The organism is Acidimicrobiia bacterium (assembly GCA_041676705.1).
Classification (GTDB): domain Bacteria; phylum Actinomycetota; class Acidimicrobiia; order Acidimicrobiales; family SKKL01; genus Actinomarinicola.
In genome coordinates this window covers 352,559-379,461 of record JBAYRL010000001.1, presented here as the reverse complement: position 1 = coordinate 379,461, position 26,903 = coordinate 352,559, and the positions used below count along the sequence as shown (strand labels likewise).

The following is a 26,903-nucleotide window of genomic DNA, read 5'->3' as shown; positions in this document are numbered from 1 at the left end:
GCCAGTGCTGCCAAGCACCTACACGACTGGGGAACCAAATGGCAGATACCCCAACTAGCGGTACCACCACCGAAGACGCCACCGACATTCAGAAGCGTTGGTGGCGCTGAACGTGCTTCTAGTTCTGGTTATATTTGCTGTAGTCGGTTTGGGCCTCATAGCCGCCAATACCAAAATTAATCACCATGGAATGCTAATTGCCACGCTTCCCATGGTGGTATCGCTAATTTACGTAGCTTCGAAGCTGGGTAAAGTCCTAGATGGTCTCGGCCAAACCCAATCCGTATCGTGGGTACCGCAACTAGGTCTTAGTTTTGATTTGGCTTTAGATGGTCTGAGCGCCACAATGACCATAATCATTGCCGGTATTGGGTTAGCGGTCATGCTTTATGGCTACCGCTATTTCGATTCCAACGGCCAAGACATTGGTCGTTTAGCCGGACTCTTCACCCTCTTTGGTGGGGCCATGGTTGGGGTTGTACAGGCCGACCACCTGCTGTTTTTATACATGTGCTGGGAACTGACCTCTGTCACATCATACCTGCTCATCGGTAACAAGCATTCCGATCCAGAAGCCCGAACGGCGGCCTTATATGCCATCTTGATCACCGGAGCTGGTGGTTTAGCCATGTTGGGCGGGTTTGTGTTGTTAGGCCAGAGCGCGGGCACATACCGCATCAGTGAACTTATGGCGACATCGGTTCCGCTAAGCACCACTACCAGCGTGGCAGCATTGCTAATTTTGTTGGGTGCCTTCACCAAGTCAGCCCAGTACCCGTTCCATTCCTGGCTACCAGGAGCGATGGCGGCACCAACGCCAGTTAGTGCCTACCTGCATTCAGCCACCATGGTTAAAGCTGGGGTCTACCTGGTGGCTCGGCTGGCACCAATTTTGGTGGTAGTGGGGCTGTGGCGCCCTTTAATTGTGGCTGTGGGGCTAACCACCATGATTCTTGGTGGACTGCGAGCGCTTCGCCAACACGACCTTAAGCAGCTCTTAGCATTCAGCACCGTTAGCCAACTTGGTTTTATGATGGCACTTTTCGGTGCTGGAATTCCCGAAGCCCATCTAGCTGGTTGGCTGCTACTGGGTTCCCACGCCCTATTCAAAGCAACCTTATTTATGGTGGTGGGCATTCTTGATCACCAATTGGGAACCAGAGACCTGCGCGAGCTGCCCGCGCTTGGTCCTCGCTGGCGTGTTCTTTCGGTGGTAACCGCCATAAGTGCTGCTTCGATGGCTGGTCTGCCTTTGGTCTTTGGTTTCATCGCCAAAGAAACTGCATTCACCGCTATTGCCGATTCTGGCTTGGCTTACCAAGGTCTAGTACTAGTTGGTTTGGTAGCAGGCTCAATGCTGACTCTGGCCTATGCAGTTCGATTCTGGTGGGGAACTTTCGTAGCCCCACATCGCAGCAACACCGATAGCTACAACCAAGCAATTCCGGCATCGCTGCTTGGGCCCCCCCTGGTGTTGAGCACCTTGACTCTTATCTTTGGTCTGGTACCGGGGGTCTTAAATCGATTGGGGCAAGTTGCAGTTCCTGGCTGGTGGCCGGAACTTGAACCCGTGAAGCTGGCCATTTGGCATGGTTGGAACCTCCCCGTGGCCCTAACCCTGATCACATTCTTAGGGGGCGTGCTGCTGTTTGTATTCGATGCCCAGGTACAACCAGTCTTGCGACTAGGACACGCCATTCCGACCGGCCGAAGTGTTTATGCCAAAGCGCTAAACGGGCTCCTTAACGGCTCGAAACAACTTACCCGTATCGTGCAAAGCGGTTCGCTGCCCGTCTATGCCGGCGTGATACTAACCACCGTGGCTATCGCCCCAGCCGTAGTTTTGTTGAACGGACTCTTCGATATCAGCTTGCCACCGTGGTTTCATTGGGCTGAAGTCCCAATCGCGGCCGCTCTAGTGGTGGCGGCTTTGGGGGCGCTTTTGGTGCCGCACCGTTTTTCGGCTGCCTTGTTCTTGGGAACAGCTGGTTATTCGATGGCCGCCTTATTTGTCTATTACGGGGCGCCCGATTTGGCCCTAACCCAGGTCACAATCGAAACCCTCTCAACCCTGGCCTTTGTTTTGGTGTTGCGCCGTCTTCCGGCTCGTTTCGAGCGAGAATTAACCAACCGTCACCGGGTTACTAGAGCCACAATCGCTGGGATCGTCGGCATAACAGTTTTTGCTTTCGCTCTTGTTGCCGCCGACGGTTCTCTTGGTTCGTCGGTGTCTGATGACATCGTGGCCCGCTCCTTACCCGATGGCCATGGGCGCAACATTGTGAACGTGATCCTGGTCGATTTCCGTGGTCTCGACACTATGGGGGAGACAACGGTCTTAGTGGCGGCGTCTATCGGTGCCGTGGCGATTGCTCGCGCTGGACGTCGACCTCGCCAGGCGGTCGATAACACGCGAAGCGGTGCTATGACGCGGATCGTATTCGTCGATGTTTCGGTACGGCTCGTCATTCACGCCGTGATCTTGACGTCACTTTGGCTGCTGTTTTCAGGCCATAACCAACCAGGCGGGGGATTTGTGGGCGGTCTATTGGCCGGTTCAGCCATAACCATCCGCTATGTGGCTGGTGGCATGCATGAGGTACGCAGTTACAACAAGTTCAAACCTTGGTCGGTGCTCGGCTTAGGTCTACTTTTAGCAGGCGTAACCACCGTGGCCCCACTGCTATGGGGCAAACCAGTTCTGTATGTAAGCCAATTTAGCCAACACCTACCAATCGTGGGAACCATGCATTTGAGCACGGCCTTGGCCTTTGACGTGGGTGTCTATCTCACCGTAATTGGCATGGTGCTGATGGTCTTTGAGGCCTTCGGGGAAGATCCCGACAACGATCCAGCCCTTGAGGAACTGGAAGTTAGCGTATGACCGTGCTTTTGGCTGCCACTGCCGCCTTGCTCTTCACCGTTGGTACCTATTTGGTTCTGCAACGGCGACTCAGCCGAATCATCATAGGTTTGGGCCTTATCACCCATGGTGCCAATACCTTGTTGGTTACCTCGGGTCGACGTGGCCATCCTCCGATTCTTGGTCCCGAGAAAGAAAAAATCTTCAGCGATCCGGTGCCCCAAGCATTGGCTCTGACAGCCATCGTAATTACCTTCGCGGTGACGGCTCTATTGTTGGCGATGGCCTATCGAAGCTGGATTTTAACCAACGACGACCAGGTGGAAGACGACATTGGTGATCGTGCTATTGCCAACCGAATAGCAGCTGAAAAGACTACGACTGACCAGGAGAAATGGTTGGCGGCCCTTGATGACGAGGAAGCCCAATGAACGCCCTGGTACCGCTTCCGGTAGTGCTGCCTGTTATCAGCGCCGCGCTGTGTGTGCTGGTAGGTCGCTACCGAAGCGCGCAACGTGTCATTGCTGTTTCCACGCTGTTAGCAGTAACCGTAATTTCGGTTGTCATTCTGCGTGAAGTCGACACCAACGGCACCCTTGTAGCCCATGCCGGTGGCTGGCTGGCACCAATGGGAATCACATTGGTGGTGGATCGACTAGCAGCTATTTTGTTGGTTCTGGCAGCTCTTATGCTGACCAGTGTTCTTATTTACGCCATTGGTGAGCCTGGGGCCGAAAGAAACCATGTGGGGTTCCAGTCGGCCTATTTGGTGTTAGCTGCCGGGGTGTCAGGTGCGTTTATCACCGGTGACCTTTTCAACCTTTTCGTGTCCTTCGAAATGATGTTAACGGCCAGCTACGTGCTTCTAACACTCGGCGGAAAACGCGAACAAATACGTTCTGGCATGACCTATATCGTCATTAGCTTGGTGGCGTCCTCGCTCTTCGTTACCGCAATTGCCTTCATATATTCAGCCACTGGCACGGTCAACTTGGCCGACTTGGCCGTTAAAATCCCGCAACTTCCGGGTCCGACTATCGGGGCCTTCGCGGTGTTGTTGTTGATCGTTTTTGGTATTAAAGCAGCGCTATTTCCCTTGTTTTTCTGGTTACCTGACAGCTACCCAATTGCACCTTCGCCGATTACGGCCGTCTTTGCTGGTCTACTCACCAAGGTGGGTGCCTATGCCCTTATTCGAACCCAAACCCTGTTCTTCCCCGAAGCCCAACGCTACGGCACCCTAATTCTGGTCATTGCCTGTTTCACTATGGTGGTAGGTGTTCTAGGTGCCATTGCACAAGACGACGTAAAGCGAATTCTCTCGTTCAACATCATCAGCCATATTGGGTTCATGATGATGGGGCTCGGATTCTTTACTGTGGCCGGCCTAGCGGGTGCCATTTTCTACATAATCCACCACATCATCGCCAAAACCACGTTGTTCCTAGTGGCCGGATTGATTGAACACATCGGTGGTTCAGGACGACTAAGCCAGGTTGGTGGGATGGTAAGAACCGCACCCACCCTGGCCGTGCTATTTTTTATACCTGCTATGAGCTTGGCAGGAATTCCGCCACTGTCCGGCTTTGTAGCCAAATTATCGCTGGTAGAGGCTGGCATGTCCGCCCAGGCGTGGCTGGTGGTGGCCATCAGCCTTATCGCTAGCTTCCTAACCCTGTTTTCGATGACCAGAATCTGGGCGGGCGTCTTCTGGCATCCGGCCGAGCGAAGCGACGATCAGCCTTCTGATACAAGAATTACAAATGGGGCAATCGGTGGACCGGCCTTAATGATGCTTCCCACCATGGCCTTAGTGGCGTGCAGCTTGGCGGTATCGCTGTATGCGGCGCCTTTATATTCTTTAGCAGAACGGGCGTCTATTGAGATACTAAATCAATCTGCTTACATTCAGGCGGTCTTGGGATGAGGGGCAATGCCGCACGATTCGTGATGCTAATCACGCTTTGGATCTTGGCTTGGGGAGATGTGTCGTGGGCCAACGTAATTTCAGGATCACTTTTGGCCACGGCGTTGCTCTTTGCCGTGCCTTTGGGGCCTCCGGCTGAAGTCGGCCGCCGAATTACTCTAATAGGCCTCGCCAAGTTGTTAGGATACATAGCGGTTCAATTAGTTACCGCTAATATATTAATGGCCCGAATAATATTGAACCCAAAAGCAGATATTCGGACGGGAGTCTTGGCCTATAAAGTACGGTCGCCATCGCCTTGGACTGTTACTCTAATATCTAACATTATCGCATTGACTCCGGGCACGATGACCGTTGAGGCGATCGACGGTGTTATCTATGTCCACTTCTTGCCTTTGACCGACCCTCAAAGTGCTTATAACTCGATTGCTCGTATCGAACACTTTGTTGTTGGATTCCTGGGAGAGCCCGTTCGAACACCAAATAGATTGAGTTATGGCGAGGTGGCTGAATGATTGCTGCAATCTATGTTATGTGTTTAACCGCGGCTGTATTGTTTATTTTTCGGTTGGTAAAAGGCCCGACCATTGCTGACCGGGTCTTAGGCTTAAACGGTCTGCTACTGGTTGGCATGGGCAGTATCGCCGCTACAGCTGTCAATACTGGATCCGGTGCCTTCCTTCCGGCCTTGATCGCTCTGGCCCTGGTCGGCCCCATTAGTAACGGTATGATCGCTAGATATATAGAAGGTTTGACCAGGAAATGATCGGACAATTACTAATGCTTACCGGTTCCGCTTTTATCTTGCTTTCGGCGGTTGGCGCGGTTCGTTTTCCTGAAGTTTTAGCTCGTATGCATGCCCTAGCCAAGGCATCTACCTTTGGCATTGCATTAATGTTAATTGGGGCGGCAATTGAGATGAAAAGCGTGAATTATCTGACCAGTATTATCTTGGCTTTGATACTACACGTGATTATGTCGCCGCCAGCTTCCAACATGTTGGGCCGCGCTACCTATATGGCGGGAGCCATGCCTGAAGAAGGCACCGTAATAGATGAGGGCGCTAAACCTCTAGGTATTACCCGCCACGATCCTAAAGATGGTATGTATTAATAATCTTGCCGACTATACGTTATTAAAGCGCTGGCGGTGCATAACGAACCAGACCATCAGGCAACTTGGCAATGAGATCGCCAATTTCGCTCATTAGGGGGCTAAATATGCTGGTTGGCCGCCATAACAAAGCCAGATTGCGGTGAGGGACCGGATCGGCAAAGTTACGTAACCTCACTTGATCTGACGCCGTGCTGGGCGAACTTACCGCCAGACGAGGCATCAAGGTGATACCAACATTAGCCACCACCATTTGGCGAAGTGTTTCTAAGCTGGTCGCCCGAAATCCGGTGCGTTCAGTAGCCCCGGTGAGACTACACACTTCTAAGGCTTGGTCTCGCAAACAATGCCCCTCTTCTAGAAGCAGCAGCACCTCTTGATTCAAGATCGAAGGGTTTAGCAGGCTGTCGCCTTCGGCCAATGGATGCGACTTGTTGACTGCCAGTACAAAATCTTCAGTGAAAAGATATCGACGTTCCAAGGTTTCATAGTTGGCTATGGGCAATGCAACTATGATCGCTTCCAAATCGCCGTTTTCGAGCCGTGACAGCAGCTCCTCGGTTTTTTCTTCCACCAACAAGAGTTCCAGATTCGGAAAACGCTCGTGCAGCGCCGGAACCACATGGGGCAGTAAATAGGGGCCCAAGGTTGGGAAAATTCCAAGGCGAAAAACACCAGATTCGGGATCTTGGGCGTTTAAAGCAATGCTTCGGATGTTGTTCGTTTCCGCCAGAATGATCTGTGCTCGCTCCAACACCTTCTGCCCAGCGGGGGTCAGACCGAGACGTCTGGGCGTACGCTCAAAAAGCTCTACACCGAGCTCGGCTTCAAGCTTTTTGATCTGTGTTGAAAGCGTAGGCTGCGAGACGTAACAAGCATCGGCGGCTCGGCCAAAGTGACGGTACTCAGCTAGCGCTACTAGATATTCAAAGTCACGCAGATTCACAGCGCCCTAACCTTTTCACTCGCGGCTCGAACATAGGCGGTTGCCGGGTGGGTAAATACATCTTTCGGTGCACCATGTTGGGTGATCCGACCCGATTCAATAATGTACATAGTTTCGGCTAACAAGTAGGCCTCTTGCGGATCGTGGGTGACCAATACTCCCACCGTACCCGAGCTGATTAGATTCTCGTTCAGCTGCACCAGCACAGCAGCCGCGCTTTCAACATCCAACGCCGATAGCGGCTCATCTAGCAATAGCAAGGTTGGTTCAACAGCTAAAGCTCGGGCGAGGGCTACCCTTTGGGCTTGGCCACCCGAGAGCGCAGTGGCCTTAGCGCCAATCAGCTCGCCCACTCCAAATTCCTCAGCCCATCGCTGAGCCTGAGCGCGCGCCACCGCTTTAGGCACCCCACGAGCTCTTAGCCCAAAGGCAATGTTGTCCAGCACGCTGAGATGAGGAAAGAGCAATAGGTCTTGGAACACCACTCCCACTCGCCGGTCGACGCTGCGAAGGAAAATATTTGATTCCGGGGAGTCAAATATTTGGGAACCCAGACGGATTTCACCGAAATCGATCGGCAATAAACCGGCTAGAGCGGCCAACAAGGTGCTCTTACCCGAGCCGTTGGGCCCCAAGATGGCCACCATTTCACCCGGCGCAGCCAATATCGAAACATCGAGTTGAAACGAGTTGGAACGAGCCACCACAACGTGCGCGTGAAGTTGACCGGGCCTTGAAGCCGATTCCAAAGATGTCATCGCGCCCACCAATGACCACGCAGCGCCACTAATACCGCTAAGGCAATCACCATCAAAATTAGGCTTAAAGCCACGGCCAAATCGCGATCGCTTTCCATGGCCACAAAAACCGCCAACGGCAAGGTTTGGGTGCGGCCACTCAGGTTGCCAGCAAAAGTGATGGTTGCACCAAACTCACCTAGCGCTCGGGCCCATGCCAAAGCCATGCCCGCGACCAATGACGGCACAATGCTAGGTAACGTGACCCGCCAAAAGACCCGCCACGACGACGCTCCTAAGGTGCTGGCGGCGAGCTCAAGTCGGCCGTCCATATTCGCCAATGCCGCTTCGATCGTGACCACTAAAAACGGCATGGCCACAAAAACGTTGGCCAGAATTACCGCCCAAATGGAATAGGGGAGCACCACACCAGTGCTTTCATATAGTGCTTCGCCAACCACGCCTCGTCTTCCAAAGGCAAAAAGCAGTGCCACACCACCCACCACAGGCGGTAATACCAGGGGCATAGTCACCAGCGCTCGTACCAGCGTGCGACCCGGAAATACGCTGCGCGCTAGTAACCAAGCCAATGGCACACCGAAAATCGTGCTGATCAGGGCGGCCGCAAAGGAGGAAATCACCGACAGACGCAGTGCTTGGGCCACCATGGGTCTACGCAACAAAGTATCTAATTCACTCCACGGCGTTTGCCATAACAAAGCCAAAAATGGCAATAAGAAAAATAGCGTTGCTATTAGACCGAACAACCACAACAGCGGAACGGTACCGATTGGCGCTATTGGCCGCTTGGGGTTGCGCGACCACCTGCTTGAGCCTGGTTTGCTATTTCGACTGGTATCGGTCCGAGGTCTCATTTTGGCGTTTGAAACCCGTGTTCTTCCAGGATCTGGGCAGCTCTATTCGAGTTCACATAATCGAAGAAGGTTTCCGCGCCCTGGCGGTGTGGGGCATCTTTCACCACGGCAATTGGGTACGGAGTGGTGAAGTTATCATCGTCGGGCATTTCTACGCCCTCTATCACAGGCGCGAGAGCTACGATATCTGTGACATAGACCAACCCAACATCAAGTTCGTCTAAGGCGATTTTGTTTGCCAAAGCGCGAACATTTGGTTCTTCAGTCGCTAATCGGGGCGAAATGCCAGCTCCAACAAGTAATCGCCGTGCTAAATCACCACATGGCACCCCGGCAGTGCAGAGCCCCACTAGAAGGTCATCGCGTTCCAGGTCAACCAGAGAAGTAATTGCTTTAGGATTACCCGCTGAAACGGCAAGCGCCATGCGGTTCAGCGCAAATACCTGAACCGGGTCAACCACGAGGCCGACCGAACTTAAGGTCTCCATATTGCCCAGGTCGGCCGACGCAAAAATATCGGCCGGTGCACCCTGTGAAATCTGTTCACGCAACAGGCCACTACCGGCAAAATTAAACTCCACCCTAACCTCGGGGTGAGCCAGCTCGAAGTCTTCTTGAAGCGACGCAAAGGCATCGGTGAGCGAAGCGGCCGCGAATACTAGAACTGGTTCATCTTCAGATGACGAACTTGTGCACGCCGAGCTCAACACTGCGAAGACCACCAACAAGATGTAAATCTTCCCGCGTTTCACTGGTGCGACAAACCTTCAATTAGCTGACATTGTGGTTATCTTTTTGGCCCACGATCACGTCGAACACTAGTTTTCTGGCCTCGAATTGTGGTCCGGCTTAGAACCTTAATCACTTCATCGGCACTGCGGGCTGGCACTTCAACCGTTGTGAAACGCGATGCCACCCGAATGGCACCAATATCTTTCCCGTTGAGACGAGTTTCATTCGCGATGGCACCGACCAAGTCGGCAGGGCGAAGCCCTGAGCTCTTGCCAATACCTATGTACAGACTTACCACGTCGCCGCTCAGTTTGTACCCCTTTGTTCCACCACGGCGATCGCGTTCGAAACGCTGATTTTTCCCTTTACCCGTTCGTTCACCGCGGGCTGATCGCTCGTTGTTGTGACGTCGTTCAACTGGTGGTATTTCAACATCATCGTCGACACCGACGCTGTGATCATAAGCAAGCTTCAAAGCACCCAGTGCCACTTTCCGTAAGTCTTCTTCGCTGGTGAGCTCATCAAGCAAGACTTCAAAATCGGCGGCGGCTGAAATATCGACTTGGCTGATCTTGGTGCTGAGGCGAGCTAGTCGATGCTGTTTCAAGTCTTCAACCGACGGGACGTCTTTCGGCGCCAGAGAAATTTTTTGGCGGCGTTCAATATTGGAAAGCTGTCCAAGTTCCCGCGGGTAACACAGCGTCAGGGCTACACCTGAACGACCCGCTCGACCTACGCGACCAATTCGATGTGTGTACGTTTCCGCCGACGAGGGCGGTTCGAAATTCACCACGTGAGTCAACACATCAACGTCTAAACCACGCGCCGCAACATCGGTTGCCACCACCAAATCAGCTGAACCAGAACGTAAACGGTTCATCACTCGATCCCGCTGAGGTTGGTCCATGCCACCATGAAGTGCCTCGGCACGATAGCCGCGCTGGTTGAGTGTTTCGGCCAAGGAATCGACTTCGATACGGGTGGAACAAAATACGAGCGTCGCGGTTGGCGCTTCCACATCCAATATGCGGCCGAGAGCCTGATTTTTGAAACCACGAGGCACCAGATATGAGCGCTGTTCGATCAGCGGGCTATCGCCCACCACCTTTTCTTTCGCCACCTGGATTCGTTGCGGGTTAGAGAGATAACGACTCGCAATATCGGTAATGCGACGAGGTAACGTGGCCGAGAACAAGACCGTCTGGCGCTGTGGCGGCGTCGCTTCCATGATGGCGTCCAGCTCATCGGCGAAACCCATGTCCAACATTTCATCGGCTTCGTCAAGGACCACTACCTCAAGGTCATCGAAATTTAAGCTGCCCCTTTTCAGATGATCCAAAGCTCGACCGGGGGTGGCGACCACAATGTGCATGCCACGATCGAGTGCTGCCATTTGGCGACCAATTGGCGCGCCACCGTACACAGCCAGCACCTGAACTCCCAGCTGGCGGCCATAATCGTGAATAGCTTCAGCCACCTGGACTGCCAGCTCGCGTGTGGGTACCAGAACCAAGCCAATCAAACGGATTGGGCCACCCTTGGTCGGCAACATCTGCAACATTGGGAGCGAGAACGCGGCCGTCTTACCCGTACCGGTGGCAGCACTGCCAACCAAATCGCGCCCGGTCATAAGTACCGGAATCGCCTGTTCTTGGATGGGGGTTGGTTCTTCAAAACCAAGGTTCTCGAGCGCTAGAACCAGCGCGGGCTTCAAGCCGAGATCGGCAAAACTTGGCCGCGACTCGATCAATTCTGGTTCTTGCACGAGGAAATATCTCCAAACAGGGGAAGGTACAGCAGCTACAAAGCTTAAATAGTTACGGCTAGGCCGAGGTGGTGAGTGCCCAAAGACCACTACGCCAACGCCGATAAAGCACACCAAAGCGTAACCACATAAACCCAAAAAACGCCCACCAGAGCCATTGAATTGCCAAATTCTGCCAAACAACGAGCACCACGAGAATCAGGTAACCAACGGCGGCGATGAGCATCGCTTTCGCCAAGAACGTCATGTCGCTAGCACCAATCAAAAGCCCATCTAGCACAAAGGCCAGCCCGTTAATGGGCTGAGCTACCGCCGCTACCAACAACAAACTGCCAGCCAGGGCGGCCACTTGGGCGTCGTTCGTAAACCAGTAGGGAAGGAAACTATGCAACGCCACGATAGCTACCAACGCAAAAGCACCAGCGGCGAAGCCCCATTGGAGCATGCGAGTTCCAACCGCCTTAGCTGACGTCAATTCACCTGCTCCCAGGAAGCGTCCAATCATCGCCTGGCCTGCAATAGCAATGGCATCGAGCGACATGGCTGCAAAGTTCCAAATTTCAAAGGTCAATTGATGAGCACCCAAGGCCGTGGCACCGTGTCGAGCCGCAGCGGCCGTTGTAGCCACAATCGCTCCTCTCAAAGCAACGGTGCGCAAGAAAAGATCGCGACCCACCAAACCCAACTGACCAATCGTATGCCAATCAGGTTTGACTCCAATCGAATACTGCTTTATACCCCGGTGTATAACATACACATACCAGCCAGCCGACAAATATTGGGCAATTACCGTGGTTAAAGCTGAAGCGCCGATGTCGAAGTTGAATCCATAAATTAGTATCACTTCCGCTACTAAATTAAATACTGCTGAAACCACCGCTACAAATAGTGGTGTTCGGGTGTCTTGCAGGCCACGCAAATAGCCTGTTCCGGCTAACACCACCAGCATGGCGGGTACGCCCAGCAAACTGATCTTTAAGTAGGTTCGAGCGAAGGAATGGAAATCAGGTTTCGAGCCAAGCCAACCCAACAAGTTGTCGCTGCCAATGAAGAAAACGGCTGCCACGACGACACCAATCATGAAGGCCAGCCACAAACTTTGCACTGCCTGATGGGCAGCCCCGGCCAGGTCATTGGCGCCCAGCTTGCGACTGACAGCAGCCGTAGTGCCATAGGCTAAGAATATGAAGATCGAATAGCCGACCAACAATATGGTGGAGGCCAAGGCTAAGCCGGCCAAACGATCAGTACCTAACCGGCCAACAACCGCTGTATCTGCCAAAATATACAGCGGTTCCGCCAGCAAAGAACCCAACGCCGGAATTGCTAATCGCAGAATTTCAGCGTCAATACGCTTTTTCGAAAGGTTCACCCGGTTGATGTTTAATTCTAGCTCGACCTAAACCGAACCTCGCAGCATGGCGGCTTGCGCGACTCTTTCTACCGCCACAATGTAAGCCGACTCTCGCAAGCAACAGCCTCTAGTTTCAGCCACTTCTTTCACTTCGCGATAGGCGGTAGTGAGCGTATGTCGCAGCTCATCGTAAATTCGTTGTTCCGCCCATTGCTTACCCTGCGTATTTTGAACCCATTCAAAATATGAGACCGTAACGCCACCAGCATTGACCAAAATATCAGGGACGAGATGGATACCCTTATCACGCAAAATCTCGTCGGCTTCAGGGGTAACCGGGTGGTTAGCAGCTTCCATAATGATCTTCGCGTTGACCGAGTCAGCATTTTCAATGGTGAGAACCTCGCCCGTAGCGGCAGGTATTAATACCTCGGTTGCCAACGCTAGAAGTTCATCACCAGAAATTGATTCTGCCTTTTCGAATCCGTCGAGTCGTTCAGCCTGCGCGTAATGAGCTTTCAGCTTAGGTACATTAATTCCATTCGGAGAGTAAATAGCTCCATTAATATCTGAAATTGCGACCACCTTGTAACCCTGCTCAAAAGCGTGTTGGGCGGCCCAAGCGCCAACATTGCCGAATCCTTGTATAGCTACGGTGGTTTCACCCGGATGCGACTCGTGATCTTTTATTACTTCGTTCAGAATTGAAATCACACCTCGCCCGGTAGCGGCCTCACGTCCGGGCGAGCCTCCAAGCGCCACCGGTTTTCCGGTAACCATGGCGGGGGAGAGCCCCTCAAGTTGTTCATATTCGTCTAACAGCCAAGCCATGACCTGGGCATTCGTTCCCATGTCGGGAGCTGGAATGTCGAGATTCGCCCCGAAATCGCGCCGCATGGAACGGGCATAACTGCGGGTTAGTCGCTCGAGCTCAAGCTTAGATAAATCGTGTGGATCAACCTGGATTCCACCTTTGGCACCACCAAAAGGCACGTCTACCAAAGCCGTTTTCCAGGTCATCAGCGACGCCAAAGCCCGTACCTCTTCGATGTCGGCGCTCGGATCGTACCGAATACCACCCTTGAACGGGCCACGGGCATTGTTGTGTTGCACTCGATAGCCGATAAAAACCTCTAAAGTGCCGTCGTCCCTCCGCAAGGGCACTTCAGTCCGAACTTCTCGCTCCGGCGTAGACAATACCTGTCTAGTTGAATCCGACAATCGACAGACGTCAGCAGCAATAGAAAAGTAATGGTTTACGGCCTCAAGTGGAGTCATAGGCACTACCGTAGGCACCCCTCGGTCAAGAATCACACTACGTAGCCAAAACCTTTGCCTGGTGGTCGTGGGTTTTCGTTCTAGTCGACCGCTTCAGTAATATAAGTCACGTCTACAGCATGAAGTTGTCGAACAAAATGGGGGATTAACGTGTCGGACGACGAGCTCAAAGAAGGTCGCCAAGACAACGAAACCGAAGCCGCCTTTCGGTCTAAAGTACGCGCTTGGTTTCACGATAACGTGCCAGCCAAGAGCGACGGAGCACAAGAGTCAACCGAAACAAGGCACATTCCAGGACCGATCGCGCCTCGCCCTAGACCAAGCCCAGAAGAAGAACTGGCAGTTACCAAGCAGTATCAAGCAGCTCTTTACGATGCAGGGTTAGCTGGACTGACCTGGCCGAAAGAATTCGGTGGCCAAGGTTTAACGAACCGTTATCAGGAGATCTTCAACGAGGAGGCGGCTAACTTCCGCCTGCCGCCCACGGTATTAACCATTGGTCTTGGAATGTGCGGTCCCACCATCTTGGAGTGGGGCAATGACGAAGTTAAGAAGCGTTACATTCCACCAATGCTGCGCGCCGATGAAATATGGTGCCAGCTCTTTTCAGAACCCGGTGCTGGCTCAGATGTTGCTAGTTTGGCTATGCGCGCCGACCGTGATGGCGATGAATACATCTTGAACGGTCAAAAGGTATGGACATCAGGTGCACATTACAGCGATTTCGGCGTAGTAATAGCTAGAACCGACCCTGAACAACCTAAACACCGTGGCATCACCATGTTTATTGTTGATATGAAAGCACCCGGGGTAACCATTCGTCCATTAGTGCAAATTACGGGTGGCTCTAACTTTAATGAGGTGTTCTTTGACAACGTTCGAGTTCATGAATCTCACCGTTTAGGTCCTGAAAATGAAGGCTGGCGTGCCGCGGTCGCCATGCTCGCCAATGAACGAGTGGCCATTGGTTCTGGTAGCGGTGCACGCAGTGACCCGCTAAAGCCATACGTTGATTTGGCCCGCGCCAAAGGAGTTGATGGTGACCCTGTGATTCGCCAGCGTTTAGCGAAACTGTATTCACGCCAACGCGTCCTTTCATTCATAGGGCTTCGAACCCGCGCCGCGGTAAAATCAGGCCAAGCACCGGGGCCAGAGGGTTCCATTGGCAAGCTTTTTGGCGCCCTGCTCAGCGCCGACGCTGCTGATTTGGGGGCTTCGCTAGCCGGTATGGACGCCGCCGCCTGGGACGACGACCAAACCGATAGTCGTTGGGCAATGGCTGTAGTGGCCGCGCCCGGTGGTGCGATCGCCGGTGGCACCAACGAGGTGCAACGCAATATTTTGGGCGAGCGGGTACTGGGCTTGCCTAAAGAGCCGCAAGTCGACCGCGACGTTCCGTTCCGCGAGTTAAAGGTTGGTACGCAGCGCTCTTAGGTTTGGTCTTGAGGTAAAGACCAATCGATCGGCGGTCGACCGGAGCTAGTTAGTGAAGCATTAACTCTCGAGAAAGGTCGACTGCCGAAAAAACCTCGGTGTGCTGAAAGAGGTGAAGGATGAGCGCTTTCGATAATGATGTGCCGAGAGTCATCAATTAGCGCTTTCTTAGATCTGGCGGAGGCACCCCAAAGAACGAAGACCACCGGCTCGACTTTGTTAGACACCACCCGAATGACTTCGTCGGTGAACGACTCCCAACCTCGGCCTTGATGCGATCCAGCTTCTCCTGCCCGCACGGTCAAGGTGGTGTTTAGTAGCAATACGCCCTGGGCAGCCCACGCCGAAAGATCACCGCTTTTGGGCACGGGCAGACCTAGATCGTTCTCGCGCTCCGCCAGCACATTTCGCAGCGATGGCGGCAAGGGCACACCGCTCGCCACTGAGAACGCCAGACCGTGCGCCTGTTTCGGACCGTGGTACGGATCTTGCCCTAAAATAACGACCCGCACCGATTGGTACGGGGTCGTATGTAAAGCCCGAAAGACCTGCTTATCGGGGGGATATACAGTGTTGGTACTTCGCTCTTTGGCTACGAAAGCTTGAAGCGGACCCCAGTAGGGTTGTTCAAATTGGTCCCGCAAAAGCGGGTTCCAGTCAGTTGTTGGCACAACCCCAGTGCGATCCGTTTCAGTCGTTGCTTACCCGTGCCAGCAGGTCAATCTTTCGTTCTTCAAATTCATCTTCGGTGATGAGCTTGGAATCGAATTGCGATTGCAGCTGCTCGACAGCTTCTAATAGTTCAGAAGCCGAAAGCGGTTTGTCACTATCGCCGATTGTCCACTCGGCGTCAACGGAAGTGGGTTCAGCCGGGATTTCATTACCTGGTGTTGGTTGTCCGAGTTTGCGTGCACGTTTGGCGGCGGCTTTAGCCTTTTTTGCCCGATCGCGCTGCAGTTTCTCGAACGTGGTGCGATTAGCAGCCATGAGTTCGTCCCTTTGCTAGACAGCTATAATAAAGATGGCGTGTGGAACGGTGAATAGGCGTTGTCAATACAAGATTTCTCAACGAACATTCTGAAGCGTTCTGGGTCACGCCACACGTTGAGCCATTCTAGCTTACGCTGCGTGCAATAACACAGATGGTTACCGTGTTTACCCTTGCGTCACCCAAGAATCGCAGGCGTCCACTCACCGTCGCCCAAGGGGATTCGTAACGGACCGTAGTAACGGCCTTGGGCCAGATCGCAGCCGAGTTCGCCAAGGAGGTCGCGTTGGATTGAAGTTTCAACCCCTTTGGCGATAGTGCCAATGCCAAGGGCGTGGGCGATGGCAATTACGGATTGTACAAAATCGCGGATCTCAGCCGAGGAAACAACGTCTCGAATGCAGCGTTCATCAAGCTTGATGTAGTTAGGGCGCAGCTCTTGTAACAATCGTAACGACATGGCGCTGGCACAGAAGTCATCGATTATGACTCTGACTCCGGCTTGTTGTGCCTCAACCAAGGTCGACTTTGTACTCGCAGGGTCGGCATTGAGCACCTCTTCAGTCACCTGGAGTGCCACAATCGAAGGATCTAGATGCGATGCCCGCAAGCCATTAAGCAAGGTGTCATTAAAATTCGGATGTAATAATTCAAGAGCCGAAACACCACCGCTTAACCAGCCCGGCACCGGTGCCGATATTTGGTCTGTGGTATCGCTCGGTCGGTGATTAGGTTCACGATAGGCGGGGTGTGCCTCGAGATATTCAAGAACCAAACGCAAACCTTTGGTGCCTAGCAGCACCGAAAGGTTATCTTCGGCTTCATTGCCCACAACTTCTTCAATATCAACAAGGCCTTGAACTGGATGTTGCCATAAGAAGACTGCCGCTACCGCTTCGATTTGATTGCTAGCAATACTGAATATTGGATCGACCGCGAACATTACTTCATCGTTTTCAATGGCAGCTTTAATTTGGCTCATTACTTCTTGATGACGGGAACCAATGGCCAGCATAGATTCATCGAACCAAACTGCACGGCTACGCCCCGCACGCTTGGCGGCGTACATCGCGGCATCAGCATGTTGCAATAATGAGTATGCTCCGGGATTTTCAGCGGTAACTAAGACCCCAATACTTGAATTTATAAATATATCGAAATTATTAATGTGAAATGGCGTTGCCAAAGCACGGTGAATTCGGTCCACAACGAGCTCTACTACAGCGGGAGACTCTAGATCTTCCACCAAGACCACGAACTCATCGCCACCTAAACGTGCCACGGTGTCGCCTGGTCGAATCGACTGCAGCAGGCGCTGTGAAACCTGGATCAACAATTCATCGCCGACATCGTGGCCATAACCATCGTTGACGGCCTTAAAGCGATCTAGGTCTACGAACAACACACCGTAGTGTCGTTGTGTTCTGATGCTACGAGCACCGGCTAGTTCTAGGCGATCGAGCATCAACGAGCGATTCGGCAAGCCTGTTAAAGCATCATGAGTTGCTTTATAGACCAGGTTCATTTCAGCCAGGCGCTGGCTACCGACTTCCCGGATCATTATTTGAGTGGCTTGTTCACCCTCCCACATTACGGGAGCGGTGCTGAACTCGGCGCTGGCGGTGCTGCCGTCACAGCGAGACAGATACTGCTCGGTAGCAACATGTAATTCCTCGGGTTTGTCCCAAGGCATGAAACCTTTTACATATGTTGTTACAGGTGTATCAACTACTTGTTCCGGTGTATTTGCACCCAAAAGATTCAATGCAGAGAAATTGGCAAATACTATTAACTCATTGCGCGAGATGATTATTGGGGTGGTAGTTACTTCTACTAAGCGACGATAGTCACGATCTCGTCTACGCATACTATCTTTAGCCTCAATTGAGGCAGTGATATCATTTAATGACAAAACGATGCTGGCCAGGTTAGGTTCTTGCAGCTGGTTGGTAACAACCGCCCGCACGTACCGTGGCGTACCATCAGCATGCAAAACCCGAAATTGTGTGGGGCCAGCGGTTAAACCAGGCGCAATCGTTCCGAGTTCACCCCTAACTGTTGCGTGATCATCGGGGTGAATAAGGGTTGTGGCGGTGATACCGATCAAGTCGGCGGCATCTTTGCCAAGTACTGACGCTAAGGCACCACCAGCAAAAGTTATGGACAGCGATGAATTTAATACCAGCAACGCATCACTAGAAACATCGGTCAAAGCACTCCACATATCGGAGCGCAAAATATCGTGATCGAGTTGCGGGGGCTCAGAGGTGTCCATGAGATACGAACCGTGCTTTGTTCGGCAGGCAACAGCGATACCTAGCAAGAATTAACGGCACCGTAATGCGAATTGTGGTGGGATGTTACGGCGCGTTTTCAAGCGCAATAACACTGCCAAGTAGCTATGGCAGCCGCCCCGAGTGCCAGAACTACATATCTGGTAATAGAAATAACCAAGCTGAGCGGCCTCTTAGGCATAGCGGCTGGCTTAGGTGGTCACTGATACTTCTCCGTCACCGGCCTGACGTTCCCAGGTAGCGAACATCTTGGCGTATTCACCGCCCAAGGCCACTAATTCTTCATGGGAACCAAGTTCAATGATTCCACCTTGATCGACTACCGCCAATCGATCGGCGCGCATGGCTGTGGAAAGCCTATGGGCGATGATAATTGCAGTACGGCCTTCCAAGAGTGTGTCAAGGGCCTGTTCGATCTTGACTTCTGACCGCAAATCTAGATTCGAGGTTGCTTCGTCTAAGACCAACACCCTGGGTCTGGCTAGGAAAGCTCTGGCAAGGGCCAAAAGTTGTCGCTCGCCCGACGAAAGTGACACGCCTCTTTCATGGCACGGACTGTGGATGCCCTCAGGTAGACGGTCGATTAAATCTTGCACGCCCACCGCCCGACAGGCAGCCAACACTTCTTCATCTGTAGCCTCAGGGCGGGCAAAGGCCACGTTGTCTCTAATCGAACCACCAAAAAGAAACGGTTCTTGCGGCACTATACCCAGTTGGGAACGAAGTGATTTCACACTGACATCTCGAAGGTTAAAACCATCGATGCTCACCACACCATCGGTGGGGTCATAGAACCTGATTACTAGGTTAGCTAAGGTCGATTTCCCGGCACCGGTGGGCCCCACCAACGCAAAGGTTTCACCCGCAGCAATAGTGAGGTTCACATTTTGGAGAACTGGTTTGTTCGGTACATAAGAAAAACTCACGTCATCAAAGCGAATTTCGCCGCGCACCGGCGGCAAAACCACGGCATCAACCTTTTCCGGTGTCGTTGATTCCGTTAATAAGAGCTCGCGCAATTTCGATAACGCAGCCTGTCCTGATTGATACGTATTGTACAAGGTCACCATCTGTTGAATGGGCGCGAAAAACGTATTCAGATAAAGCACAAAGGCAGTCAGTTTGCCAAGCGTAAGCTCCCCGCGCAGCACCATTCTTCCGCCGATTAGAAGCACCAATGCTTGACCAATAATGCCAACGACTTCGGTACCAGCACCGTAGGTGGCACCGACTTTGGCAGTGTAATTATTGGCTTCTTTGTAATCGCCCACAATATTGCGATGCTCAACCACATTTTGGTGTTGACGGTTGTGGGCCACCACAATTCGTACCCCAGAGAGGCTTTCTTGAAGATGCGCCAAGACATCCGCAATTCGCTCTCGAACCGCTTGGTAGCCTTTGTCGGAAGCACTGCGGAACCAAATTGTCATGGCCACCATGAAGGGCACAATGACTAACAGTGTGACCAAGGCCAGCTTCACGTTGTAGAAAAACAGCACAACCACAACGAAAATCAGGGTCAATCCCTGGACCACCATTTGCACCAGGCCATCGTGGAACAGTTGGGTGAGGCTCTCGACATCGCTTGTCATGCGAGTCATCAGACGTCCGGCTTTCTCTTCCGTAAAAAAAGCCACGTCGAGCCGCTGGAAATGTGCAAATACTCGTACCCGCAAGTCGTACATTAGCCGTTCTCCAACGCGGCCCGACCAGGCAACTCGCGCCCGAGCAGTTGCAATATTGAGAGCAATACTCAATAGATATAACGCTGCTACAACATAAATAACATTACGGTTGCCGTCGCCGCCCCCAACCCGAATACCGTCATCAATACCAATTTGAGTTAACAGGGGCCCCACTTGTTGAGCCGCAGTTTCCACTACCACCAACAAGAACGAACCGACGAGCGCTAACCAATGGGGTGCCAATATTGTACGAAGGCTAAGAGGTCGCCGATCGTAGCTGGAATGGCTAAAAGGAACTTCTGGGTCATCTTTTGCGACTTCTGTAGCTAATAACTCATCGACCTTGGTTTGAAGCTCCGGTGGAATCCCGGCAAAGGGCAGCCCGGCCGCGGCGCTGCTGTTGCGCCCGCCACCGCCAAAGCCTCCACCGAAACCACCGCCACCACCCATCATGCCCATGAGTTACCTCCCACAGACTGGCTTTGAACGTCACTCATTTGAGCAGCAGTAGTCTTGTTCTGCCTGGCCTCACGGGCCTTTTCACGTCGTTCTTGGTCTTCTTCCAGGTGCGCTAAAACGGCCGCGTAACGAGGTTCGGTACGCATCAATTCGAGGTGGCTACCCGAAGCCACTATGACACCGTCTTCTAACAGCACCACCCGTTCTGCCAGGGCGATGGTTGAGAGGCGATGCGCAATCACAATCGTTGTTCGCTCGACCATAAGCGAACTGAGAGCATCATGAATTAGCTCCTCGATTCGAACATCAATTGCTGAGGTAGCATCATCCAAAATTAGGACTTTTGGATTTACTACCAGGGTGCGAGCAATGGCTAGCCGCTGGCGTTGACCGCCCGAAAGGGTGTAGCCACGTTCACCCACCAAGGTCTCGTATCCCTTGGGTAGACGATCAATAAATTCGGCGGCGTTGGCGGCATTGGCCGCCGCTACGATTTCTTCCATGGTGGCATCGGGTCGGCCGTATGCAATGTTGTTGCGAATGGTGGTTGAAAACAAAAATGGCTCGTCTAGCACCATTCCAACGTGGTTTCGTAGGCTCGTTAGGGTTACGTCTTTAACGTTGTGGCCATCAACGAGAACTTCACCTGAGGACACCTCGTAAAACCGTTCTAAGAGTCTCGCTACGGTGGATTTCCCACTGCCAGTTCGGCCCACGATGGCCACCGTCTCACCAGGTTTTACTTCCAGGTTGAAGTTTCGCAGAACCTCATGGCCATTGGCATAGGTGAAACTTACGTTCTTGAAGCTGACAGCGCCTTCAACGTTCGTTAGGTCAATAGCACCCGGTCGATCCTCAATCTCAGGGGTTTCGTCCAAGATTTCATAGATTCGTGCTGCTGAGGCTGACGCACGTTGACTTTGCATCATGATCATGCCGATCATCCGAAATGGTGCCTGAAGCATGACCACATAGCTCGTGAAGGCGATTATGGCGCCGATTGAAATATCGTCACCAATTACCAAAAGGCTGCCGTATAACAACACCAGGGCGGTTGCTAAGCGGGGCAAATTTTCCATAATCGGGGCGTACTTGGCCCGAATGTCGATTTGCTTGGTTGTGGCCCAGCGCAAACGCTCGGCTGCACCTGCCAGCTTGTTTAACTGCTGACCCTCAGCTGCGAACGATCGAACCACTCGGGTTCCGGTAACGTTTTCCTCCACGATTGTTGCCACGTCGGCAGTACGGGCTTGTACCACCCAAGAAATTGGAAACATGTAGGAGCGCATGCGTAGACCGACAAAAAACACGAACGGCAACGGTAGAAGCGCCACAATCGTAAGACCCACGTGGATGGAAAGCATAAGGCTGAAGGCCATAACAAAGCTGATGCCCTGTAATGCCACCATGGGTGCAAACGTTAGAAACATCTGGACCGAACGGATATCCGAGTTGGCTCGAGAAATGAGCTGACCAGTTTGTACCCGGTCGAAAAAGCTGAACGACATTCGGGTGAGGTGCCGATAAATAGTGGTCCGTAGATCGTATTCCAGGCCATAAGCCACCTTGAACAGGAACAAACGGTAATACAGCATCGCCACACCACGAGCTACTGCCAGGGCCACCAAAATCCATACGTAATGGTTAAGGGGAGCAGCACGTCGTTCGAGTGCCACGTCGATGCCTTGCATCAAAACCCTTGGTACAGCTACTTGGGTCACCATCGAAACCACTGAAAGCGCCATAGCAGCTAGAAAGAGCCACTTGTTAGCCACCAAGAGCGGCTGCATACGGCGAATCCAACCTTTGGAGGCATCGGGGTCAATCTCGGCGCGTGGGGGAGGGTAACGCCCGACCACAGCATTGGGTTCAAATGGAGAAACCGGTTCGTCGAAATCTCGATTGCCGAGACGTTCGAAGTCTCGCTCCAAAGTGTTAGTTAAGGTCAATAGGTACTACCCATTCGTTAGAGACTCGTATAGTTAGTCTGCCATACCAAAATACGAATTGTGCGGAAAACTAAAGGTAGGTTGGCACACTTTGTACCAACCTACCTATAAGTGCTGTGTTTCTAGTGTGGTTCACCGACAAGGTTGGTGAACCGATTGCTTAGACGAAAGCCGAAGCAAACACCAGCGATACGATGGTCATAACCTTGATCAGAATGTTCATGGAGGGGCCAGAGGTGTCTTTGAAAGGGTCTCCCACGGTGTCGCCGACCACCGCAGCCTTGTGGGCCTCAGAACCTTTACCCCCATGGGCACCAGCCTCAATATATTTCTTGGCATTGTCCCACGCCCCACCCGAGTTGGCCATGAAGATAGCCAAGCAGAAACCCGAGACCAAGGCACCAGCCAGGAAACCACCCAAGGTGTCGATGTTGATGAAACCAATCACCAAAGGTACAACCACAGCCAGGGCACCAGGCAGCATCATTTCTCGCAGTGAAGACTTGGTGGAAATAGCCACACATCGGGCTGAATCAGGCTTCACACCTTCTTTACCTTCACGCAAACCCGGGATTTCACGGAACTGGCGCCGTACCTCTTCGATCATGGCGTTAGCAGCACGACCAACCGCATCGATGGTGAGAGCGGCGAAGAGGAAGGGCAACATGGCACCGATAAAGAGACCAACAAAGACCGGTACTTCACCCACGTTCAAAGAAAGCACAAAGGTTGGATCCGCCTTAGTCAGGGCTTCTTCGAAGCTCTTGAACAACGCTAAAGCGGTGAGAGCAGCCGAACCGACCGCGAAACCCTTGGCGATAGCAGCCGTGGTGTTACCTAATGAGTCGAGAGCGTCGGTGACCTCACGAACTTCAGGGTCGAGATGCGCCATTTCAGCGATACCACCGGCGTTGTCAGAGATTGGGCCATAAGCGTCGACCGAAACCACCATGCCCGTAGTAGCCAACATTCCAATGGCCGCGAGCGCGATGCCATAAATGCCCAAACCCTCCAGGGTCTGTTGGCCACCCCAGTAAGCTACCAGCACACCCGCAGCAATGAGCAGTACCGAGGCTGCTACCGAAACCATACCAGCCGAGATTCCGCTCAAAATGGTGGTGGCTGGGCCAGTTTCACTTTGTTGCGCAATCTTCTTGACAGGACCGAACTCATCTGAGGTCCAGATTTCAGCGACTTTACCAATACCAAAGCCGACCACTAAGCCGCCAACTACCGAAATGGGTAGACCCCACCAGTTTTCAAACCGATCGACATCTCCGAGTTGAGGTAGAGCGATGGTATGAGAGTCGTTAAAGACCCAGAAGCCAGCGGCGAAGGTACCGATAATGGTGAGCAACATGGCCACGTTCGTACCACGATGTAAGGACTTAGAGAGCGCCGAAGCTTCGGTGCTATCGCCAGATTTCACAGCGAAAGAACCGATAATCGAGGCCACCATTCCAACCGCGGCAATCAACATCGGGAAGATTAACAAGTTAATGATGCCAGCATCGCTTGCTTGGTCAGCGGTAATACCAACACCCATAAAAGCGGTTAGCGCAATTGGGGCCACAATCGAACCGGCATACGACTCGAAGAGGTCGGCACCCATGCCAGCCACGTCACCTACGTTGTCACCTACCAAGTCGGCAATGGTGGCGGGGTTGCGAGGATCGTCTTCGGGAATCCCGGCTTCAACCTTGCCCACCAAGTCGGCACCCACGTCGGCAGCCTTGGTGTAAATACCGCCGCCCACACGAGAGAACAGGGCGATCGAGGAAGCACCGAGGGAGTAGGCGGTCACGATGTCGAAAGCGTCATCTGCCTTAATCACCTTGACGATCAGAATGTAAACGATCATCAAACCGGCTAGTGCCAAACCAGCCACGGTGAAGCCCATAACGGCACCACCACGGAAGGCCAGTGGCAGGGCCTTAGGCGCACCACCGGTTTTGGCGGCTTGGGCCACACGGGCGTTAGCTAAGGTGGCCACTTCCATGCCGACGTAGCCAGCACCAGCTGAAAGCACGGCACCAAATACATAAGCCAAAGCACCAAGTGGTGCCACGAAAACGCCCACCAGGACCATCATGACCACCACGAAAACGGCTACGTAGCTGTATTCCTGGCGAAGAAAGGCCTTGGCTCCATCCTGGATGGAGGTCATAAGGTCGACCATCCGGTCGTTACCCGGGTCTTCCTTCTTAACCGCAGCGTAGAAGAACGCGGCAAGCCCAAGGCCTGCAATCGCGCTCAACAGCGCTAGTAAGGGTATGGAATCCACTCTTTACTCTCCGTTTATTTATGGGTGATTACTAGGTTCAGGACGAACACCTGGCCAGCCAGCATGGGGCCAAGTACGCGGTCCTTTTTCTAATTTTCGACGACCCGAAACTAGGTCGCAGACCCCACCAGGTCAAACACCCTCGCTATAAAACCGGGCCTTTAGTCCCGTAGAAATTCTGTTACACACGTCACAAAAGTGGGAATGTCGGCGGTACCAGCCATTTCGCGAGCCGAATGCATCGAAAGCTGCGCCACACCAACATCTACTGTTGACACGCCCAAACCAGCGGCACTTAGTGGTCCAATGGTAGAGCCACAAGCCAGGTCGGTACGGTGAATATAGCGTTGGGTTTTCACGCCAGCCCGCTCAGCCGCCAGCTGGAACGCGGCTACCGACAAGGCGTCAGAGGCATAACGTTGGTTAGCGTTGATTTTGATCACGGGACCACCGTTGATTTGGACATGGTGGTTCGGTTCATGCCGATCGGGATAGTTGGGATGTATCGCATGCGCCATGTCAGCCGAGAGCAGTTGTGATCCGGCCATAGCCGCTAGATAATCGCTCCGGCTACCACCACGGCTTAATACCGACTGCTCAAGCAGGTGAGCCAAATACGAGCTCACGGCACCAGTCTGGGTGGTGCTGCCCACCTCTTCATGGTCAAACAAACACAATACGGCCACACTGTTTTGGTCGCCGGAAGCTACCAGCGCTTCAAAAGCGGCTAAGCCAGCATGGGTCGACACTAGATTGTCGAGCCGGGGAGCAAAAATAAACTCGGCGTCACGACCACCTACTACCGAGGGTGTGAGGTCATGCAACATTATGTCCCAACTCAAAACGTCGGCTGGCGCAACTCCTAGGCGTTCTGCCAAAAATTCGCTGAATTCACCTTCGTGGCTTTCGCCTAAGGCCCAAACCGGCACCAGGTGCTGTTGTTTGTTAAGCAGCAAACCCTTATCGTTAACCTCTCGGTCTAGGTGAATTGCCAGTTGAGGCACCCGCAAGATTGGTTCATCGACCTTCACCAGACGAGTCTCATAGCCTGCCGCGACCTCGCTATTTCGTAGTGCCACCCGACCAGATAGACCCAAATCACGGTCTAGCCACGAATTGACCAGTGCCCCTCCGTATACTTCAACCCCTAATTGACGCCATCCTGCACGACCAGTCTCGGGTAGTGCTTTGACGCGTAAGTTGGGACTGTCAGTGTGAGCACCAAACAGTCGAAAGGGTAGGGAAGCCGCTGCATTGGCAGGTGCCGCCCAAGCAATTACCGAGCCACCAAGTTGTGCCACCCCGTGACTAGCGCCCGTGGTTGGGGCACCCGGATCGAAATGAACGAACCCGGCCGCTAGTAGGCGCTCGGTAACGTTTTCTGCGGCATGATACGGCGATGGTGAGGTGTCAATGAATTTCAATAGATCGACAACCGCGGGTGCCACCGCTGGGCGCGCTGCGCTCGCATCAGCACTGATGGTCATGTTTAAGGCTCCTTAGTTTCAAGTAAACCACGGCGCAATAGGCCATAAAGTTGGGTAATCACTTCGAAGGCTGGCCGCTCCGAAACTGCGATTAGCTCGGCCACCGAAACCTGGGTATCTATAAGCAGCAGCAGTTCATATTCAGCACGGTTTAGCGTTACCGATGGCATATCGGCTGGCAGTGTTTTCGCCCGCCGAAACTCACTTTGAGTATCAGGAATAGCCTCGGCTATCTGACGCCATTCGCCAACTCGAGTGTTTAGGTCACTTAGAACATCTTCATATAGAAAACCGGGGTCGATGGCCAGGCGATGAGATACACCAGGTAGAAATTCAAACTCGGTGTCACCGGGTACCAAGAGTTCAAATAAGGCGGTGATGACATGTTCATAAAGCACCTCGCGCATAGCCCCATGGTCAACGCCCGCTTCAACCAATGCCACTAGCGCGCCACCAGGTCTATTACCGCCGTTAGACAAAGCCGAAAGCCATGTTTCTTCATCCACCAATTCGGCTGAAACCAAGTCGGCACCTAAACGTTCTTCAGCAGTGGTGACCAAATTGATGTAGGGAGGTTCGACCACCATCACGCCGCGTTGCTCACCTCGAAGCACCAATGCTCCAGGGTTGCCGGCATCGAGCAAACTTTGCAATACGCTCGCAATATCGAGCTCATCAAGACGTCCCGTCAGGCGGCTTTCATGCGACCCCATAACTGGCACGTTAGCTTGCC

General features: G+C 53.0%; 22 protein-coding genes. 7 read left to right on the top strand and 15 right to left on the bottom strand.

Going from position 1 to position 26,903, the window contains the following annotated elements:
* Positions 1–112: 112 nt before the first annotated feature.
* Genes mbhE through mnhG form a run of 6 tightly spaced genes read left to right on the top strand, consistent with a single transcriptional unit; the run spans position 113 to position 5,903 of the window.
* Positions 113–2,884 carry a hydrogen gas-evolving membrane-bound hydrogenase subunit E gene (gene mbhE / locus WC184_01875; protein MFA7476627.1) on the top strand — a complete coding sequence of 924 codons (2,772 nt, stop codon included), beginning with the start codon at positions 113–115 and terminating at the stop codon, positions 2,882–2,884.
* On the top strand, positions 2,881–3,294 hold the full coding sequence (locus WC184_01870) for an NADH-quinone oxidoreductase subunit K (GenBank protein MFA7476626.1): 414 nt from the start codon (positions 2,881–2,883) through the stop codon (positions 3,292–3,294). Before mbhE ends, WC184_01870 begins: the two co-directional genes overlap by 4 nt.
* Entirely contained in the window at positions 3,291–4,790 is a 1,500-nt protein-coding gene (locus WC184_01865) for a Na+/H+ antiporter subunit D (protein ID MFA7476625.1), read from the top strand. The genes WC184_01870 and WC184_01865 overlap by 4 nt, the downstream gene beginning before the upstream one ends.
* On the top strand, positions 4,787–5,305 hold the full coding sequence (locus WC184_01860) for a Na+/H+ antiporter subunit E (protein ID MFA7476624.1): 519 nt from the start codon (positions 4,787–4,789) through the stop codon (positions 5,303–5,305). The genes WC184_01865 and WC184_01860 overlap by 4 nt, the downstream gene beginning before the upstream one ends.
* A complete protein-coding gene (locus WC184_01855; protein MFA7476623.1) occupies positions 5,302–5,556 on the top strand; it encodes a monovalent cation/H+ antiporter complex subunit F in 255 nt (84 codons plus the stop codon). Before WC184_01860 ends, WC184_01855 begins: the two co-directional genes overlap by 4 nt.
* A complete protein-coding gene (gene mnhG, locus WC184_01850; protein ID MFA7476622.1) occupies positions 5,553–5,903 on the top strand; it encodes a monovalent cation/H(+) antiporter subunit G in 351 nt (116 codons plus the stop codon). Before WC184_01855 ends, mnhG begins: the two co-directional genes overlap by 4 nt.
* A 22-nt stretch (positions 5,904–5,925) precedes the next feature.
* Here the strand turns inward: mnhG and WC184_01845 are convergent, their stop codons facing one another.
* The 7 genes from WC184_01845 to WC184_01815 all read right to left on the bottom strand — a co-directional run bounded on the left by WC184_01845 (position 5,926) and on the right by WC184_01815 (position 13,590).
* Positions 5,926–6,849: a LysR substrate-binding domain-containing protein gene (locus WC184_01845; GenBank protein ID MFA7476621.1), complete on the bottom strand. Its 924-nt coding sequence runs from the start codon at positions 6,847–6,849 to the stop codon at positions 5,926–5,928.
* Complete coding sequence (locus WC184_01840; protein MFA7476620.1) at positions 6,846–7,607, bottom strand: ATP-binding cassette domain-containing protein; 762 nt, start codon at positions 7,605–7,607, stop codon at positions 6,846–6,848. Before WC184_01840 ends, WC184_01845 begins: the two co-directional genes overlap by 4 nt.
* Positions 7,604–8,359 (bottom strand): ABC transporter permease, encoded by a 756-nt coding sequence (locus tag WC184_01835; protein ID MFA7476619.1) that lies wholly within the window; start codon positions 8,357–8,359, stop codon positions 7,604–7,606. The genes WC184_01840 and WC184_01835 overlap by 4 nt, the downstream gene beginning before the upstream one ends.
* Positions 8,360–8,457: 98 nt before the next feature.
* Positions 8,458–9,213, bottom strand: a complete 756-nt coding sequence (gene modA / locus WC184_01830; protein ID MFA7476618.1) for a molybdate ABC transporter substrate-binding protein — start codon at positions 9,211–9,213, stop codon at positions 8,458–8,460.
* A 35-nt stretch (positions 9,214–9,248) separates the two neighbouring features.
* Positions 9,249–10,958, bottom strand: coding sequence for a DEAD/DEAH box helicase (locus WC184_01825; protein ID MFA7476617.1), 1,710 nt, complete (start codon positions 10,956–10,958; stop codon positions 9,249–9,251).
* Positions 10,959–11,016: 58 nt separating this feature from the next.
* Entirely contained in the window at positions 11,017–12,330 is a 1,314-nt protein-coding gene (locus WC184_01820; GenBank protein ID MFA7476616.1) for an MATE family efflux transporter, read from the bottom strand.
* A 27-nt stretch (positions 12,331–12,357) separates the two neighbouring features.
* Positions 12,358–13,590 carry a Glu/Leu/Phe/Val dehydrogenase dimerization domain-containing protein gene (locus WC184_01815; protein ID MFA7476615.1) on the bottom strand — a complete coding sequence of 411 codons (1,233 nt, stop codon included), beginning with the start codon at positions 13,588–13,590 and terminating at the stop codon, positions 12,358–12,360.
* A 150-nt stretch (positions 13,591–13,740) separates the two neighbouring features.
* On the opposite strand from WC184_01815, the gene WC184_01810 reads away from it, so the two are divergent.
* The gene (locus WC184_01810; protein ID MFA7476614.1) at positions 13,741–15,024 is read left to right on the top strand and encodes an acyl-CoA dehydrogenase family protein; all 1,284 of its coding nucleotides are present in this window, start codon (positions 13,741–13,743) and stop codon (positions 15,022–15,024) included.
* Here WC184_01810 and WC184_01805 read toward each other — a convergent pair.
* The 8 genes from WC184_01805 to WC184_01770 form a co-directional block, all read right to left on the bottom strand.
* Entirely contained in the window at positions 15,021–15,695 is a 675-nt protein-coding gene (locus WC184_01805) for a uracil-DNA glycosylase (GenBank protein ID MFA7476613.1), read from the bottom strand. The two genes, WC184_01810 and WC184_01805, sit on opposite strands and share 4 nt — an antisense overlap.
* Before the next feature lie 19 nt (positions 15,696–15,714).
* On the bottom strand, positions 15,715–16,011 hold the full coding sequence (locus WC184_01800; GenBank protein ID MFA7476612.1) for an SHOCT domain-containing protein: 297 nt from the start codon (positions 16,009–16,011) through the stop codon (positions 15,715–15,717).
* Positions 16,012–16,190: 179 nt separating this feature from the next.
* The gene (locus WC184_01795; protein ID MFA7476611.1) at positions 16,191–18,287 is read right to left on the bottom strand and encodes a diguanylate cyclase; all 2,097 of its coding nucleotides are present in this window, start codon (positions 18,285–18,287) and stop codon (positions 16,191–16,193) included.
* Positions 18,288–18,497: 210 nt separating this feature from the next.
* Entirely contained in the window at positions 18,498–20,450 is a 1,953-nt protein-coding gene (locus WC184_01790) for an ABC transporter ATP-binding protein (GenBank protein ID MFA7476610.1), read from the bottom strand.
* Positions 20,441–22,399: an ABC transporter ATP-binding protein gene (locus WC184_01785; GenBank protein MFA7476609.1), complete on the bottom strand. Its 1,959-nt coding sequence runs from the start codon at positions 22,397–22,399 to the stop codon at positions 20,441–20,443. Before WC184_01785 ends, WC184_01790 begins: the two co-directional genes overlap by 10 nt.
* Positions 22,400–22,559: 160 nt before the next feature.
* Positions 22,560–24,683, bottom strand: a complete 2,124-nt coding sequence (locus WC184_01780; protein MFA7476608.1) for a sodium-translocating pyrophosphatase — start codon at positions 24,681–24,683, stop codon at positions 22,560–22,562.
* Between the two features lie 161 nt (positions 24,684–24,844).
* The gene (locus WC184_01775; protein MFA7476607.1) at positions 24,845–26,170 is read right to left on the bottom strand and encodes a M18 family aminopeptidase; all 1,326 of its coding nucleotides are present in this window, start codon (positions 26,168–26,170) and stop codon (positions 24,845–24,847) included.
* Positions 26,171–26,172: 2 nt separating this feature from the next.
* On the bottom strand, positions 26,173–26,883 hold the full coding sequence (locus tag WC184_01770) for a hypothetical protein (GenBank protein MFA7476606.1): 711 nt from the start codon (positions 26,881–26,883) through the stop codon (positions 26,173–26,175).
* Between the last annotated feature and the right edge of the window lie 20 nt (positions 26,884–26,903).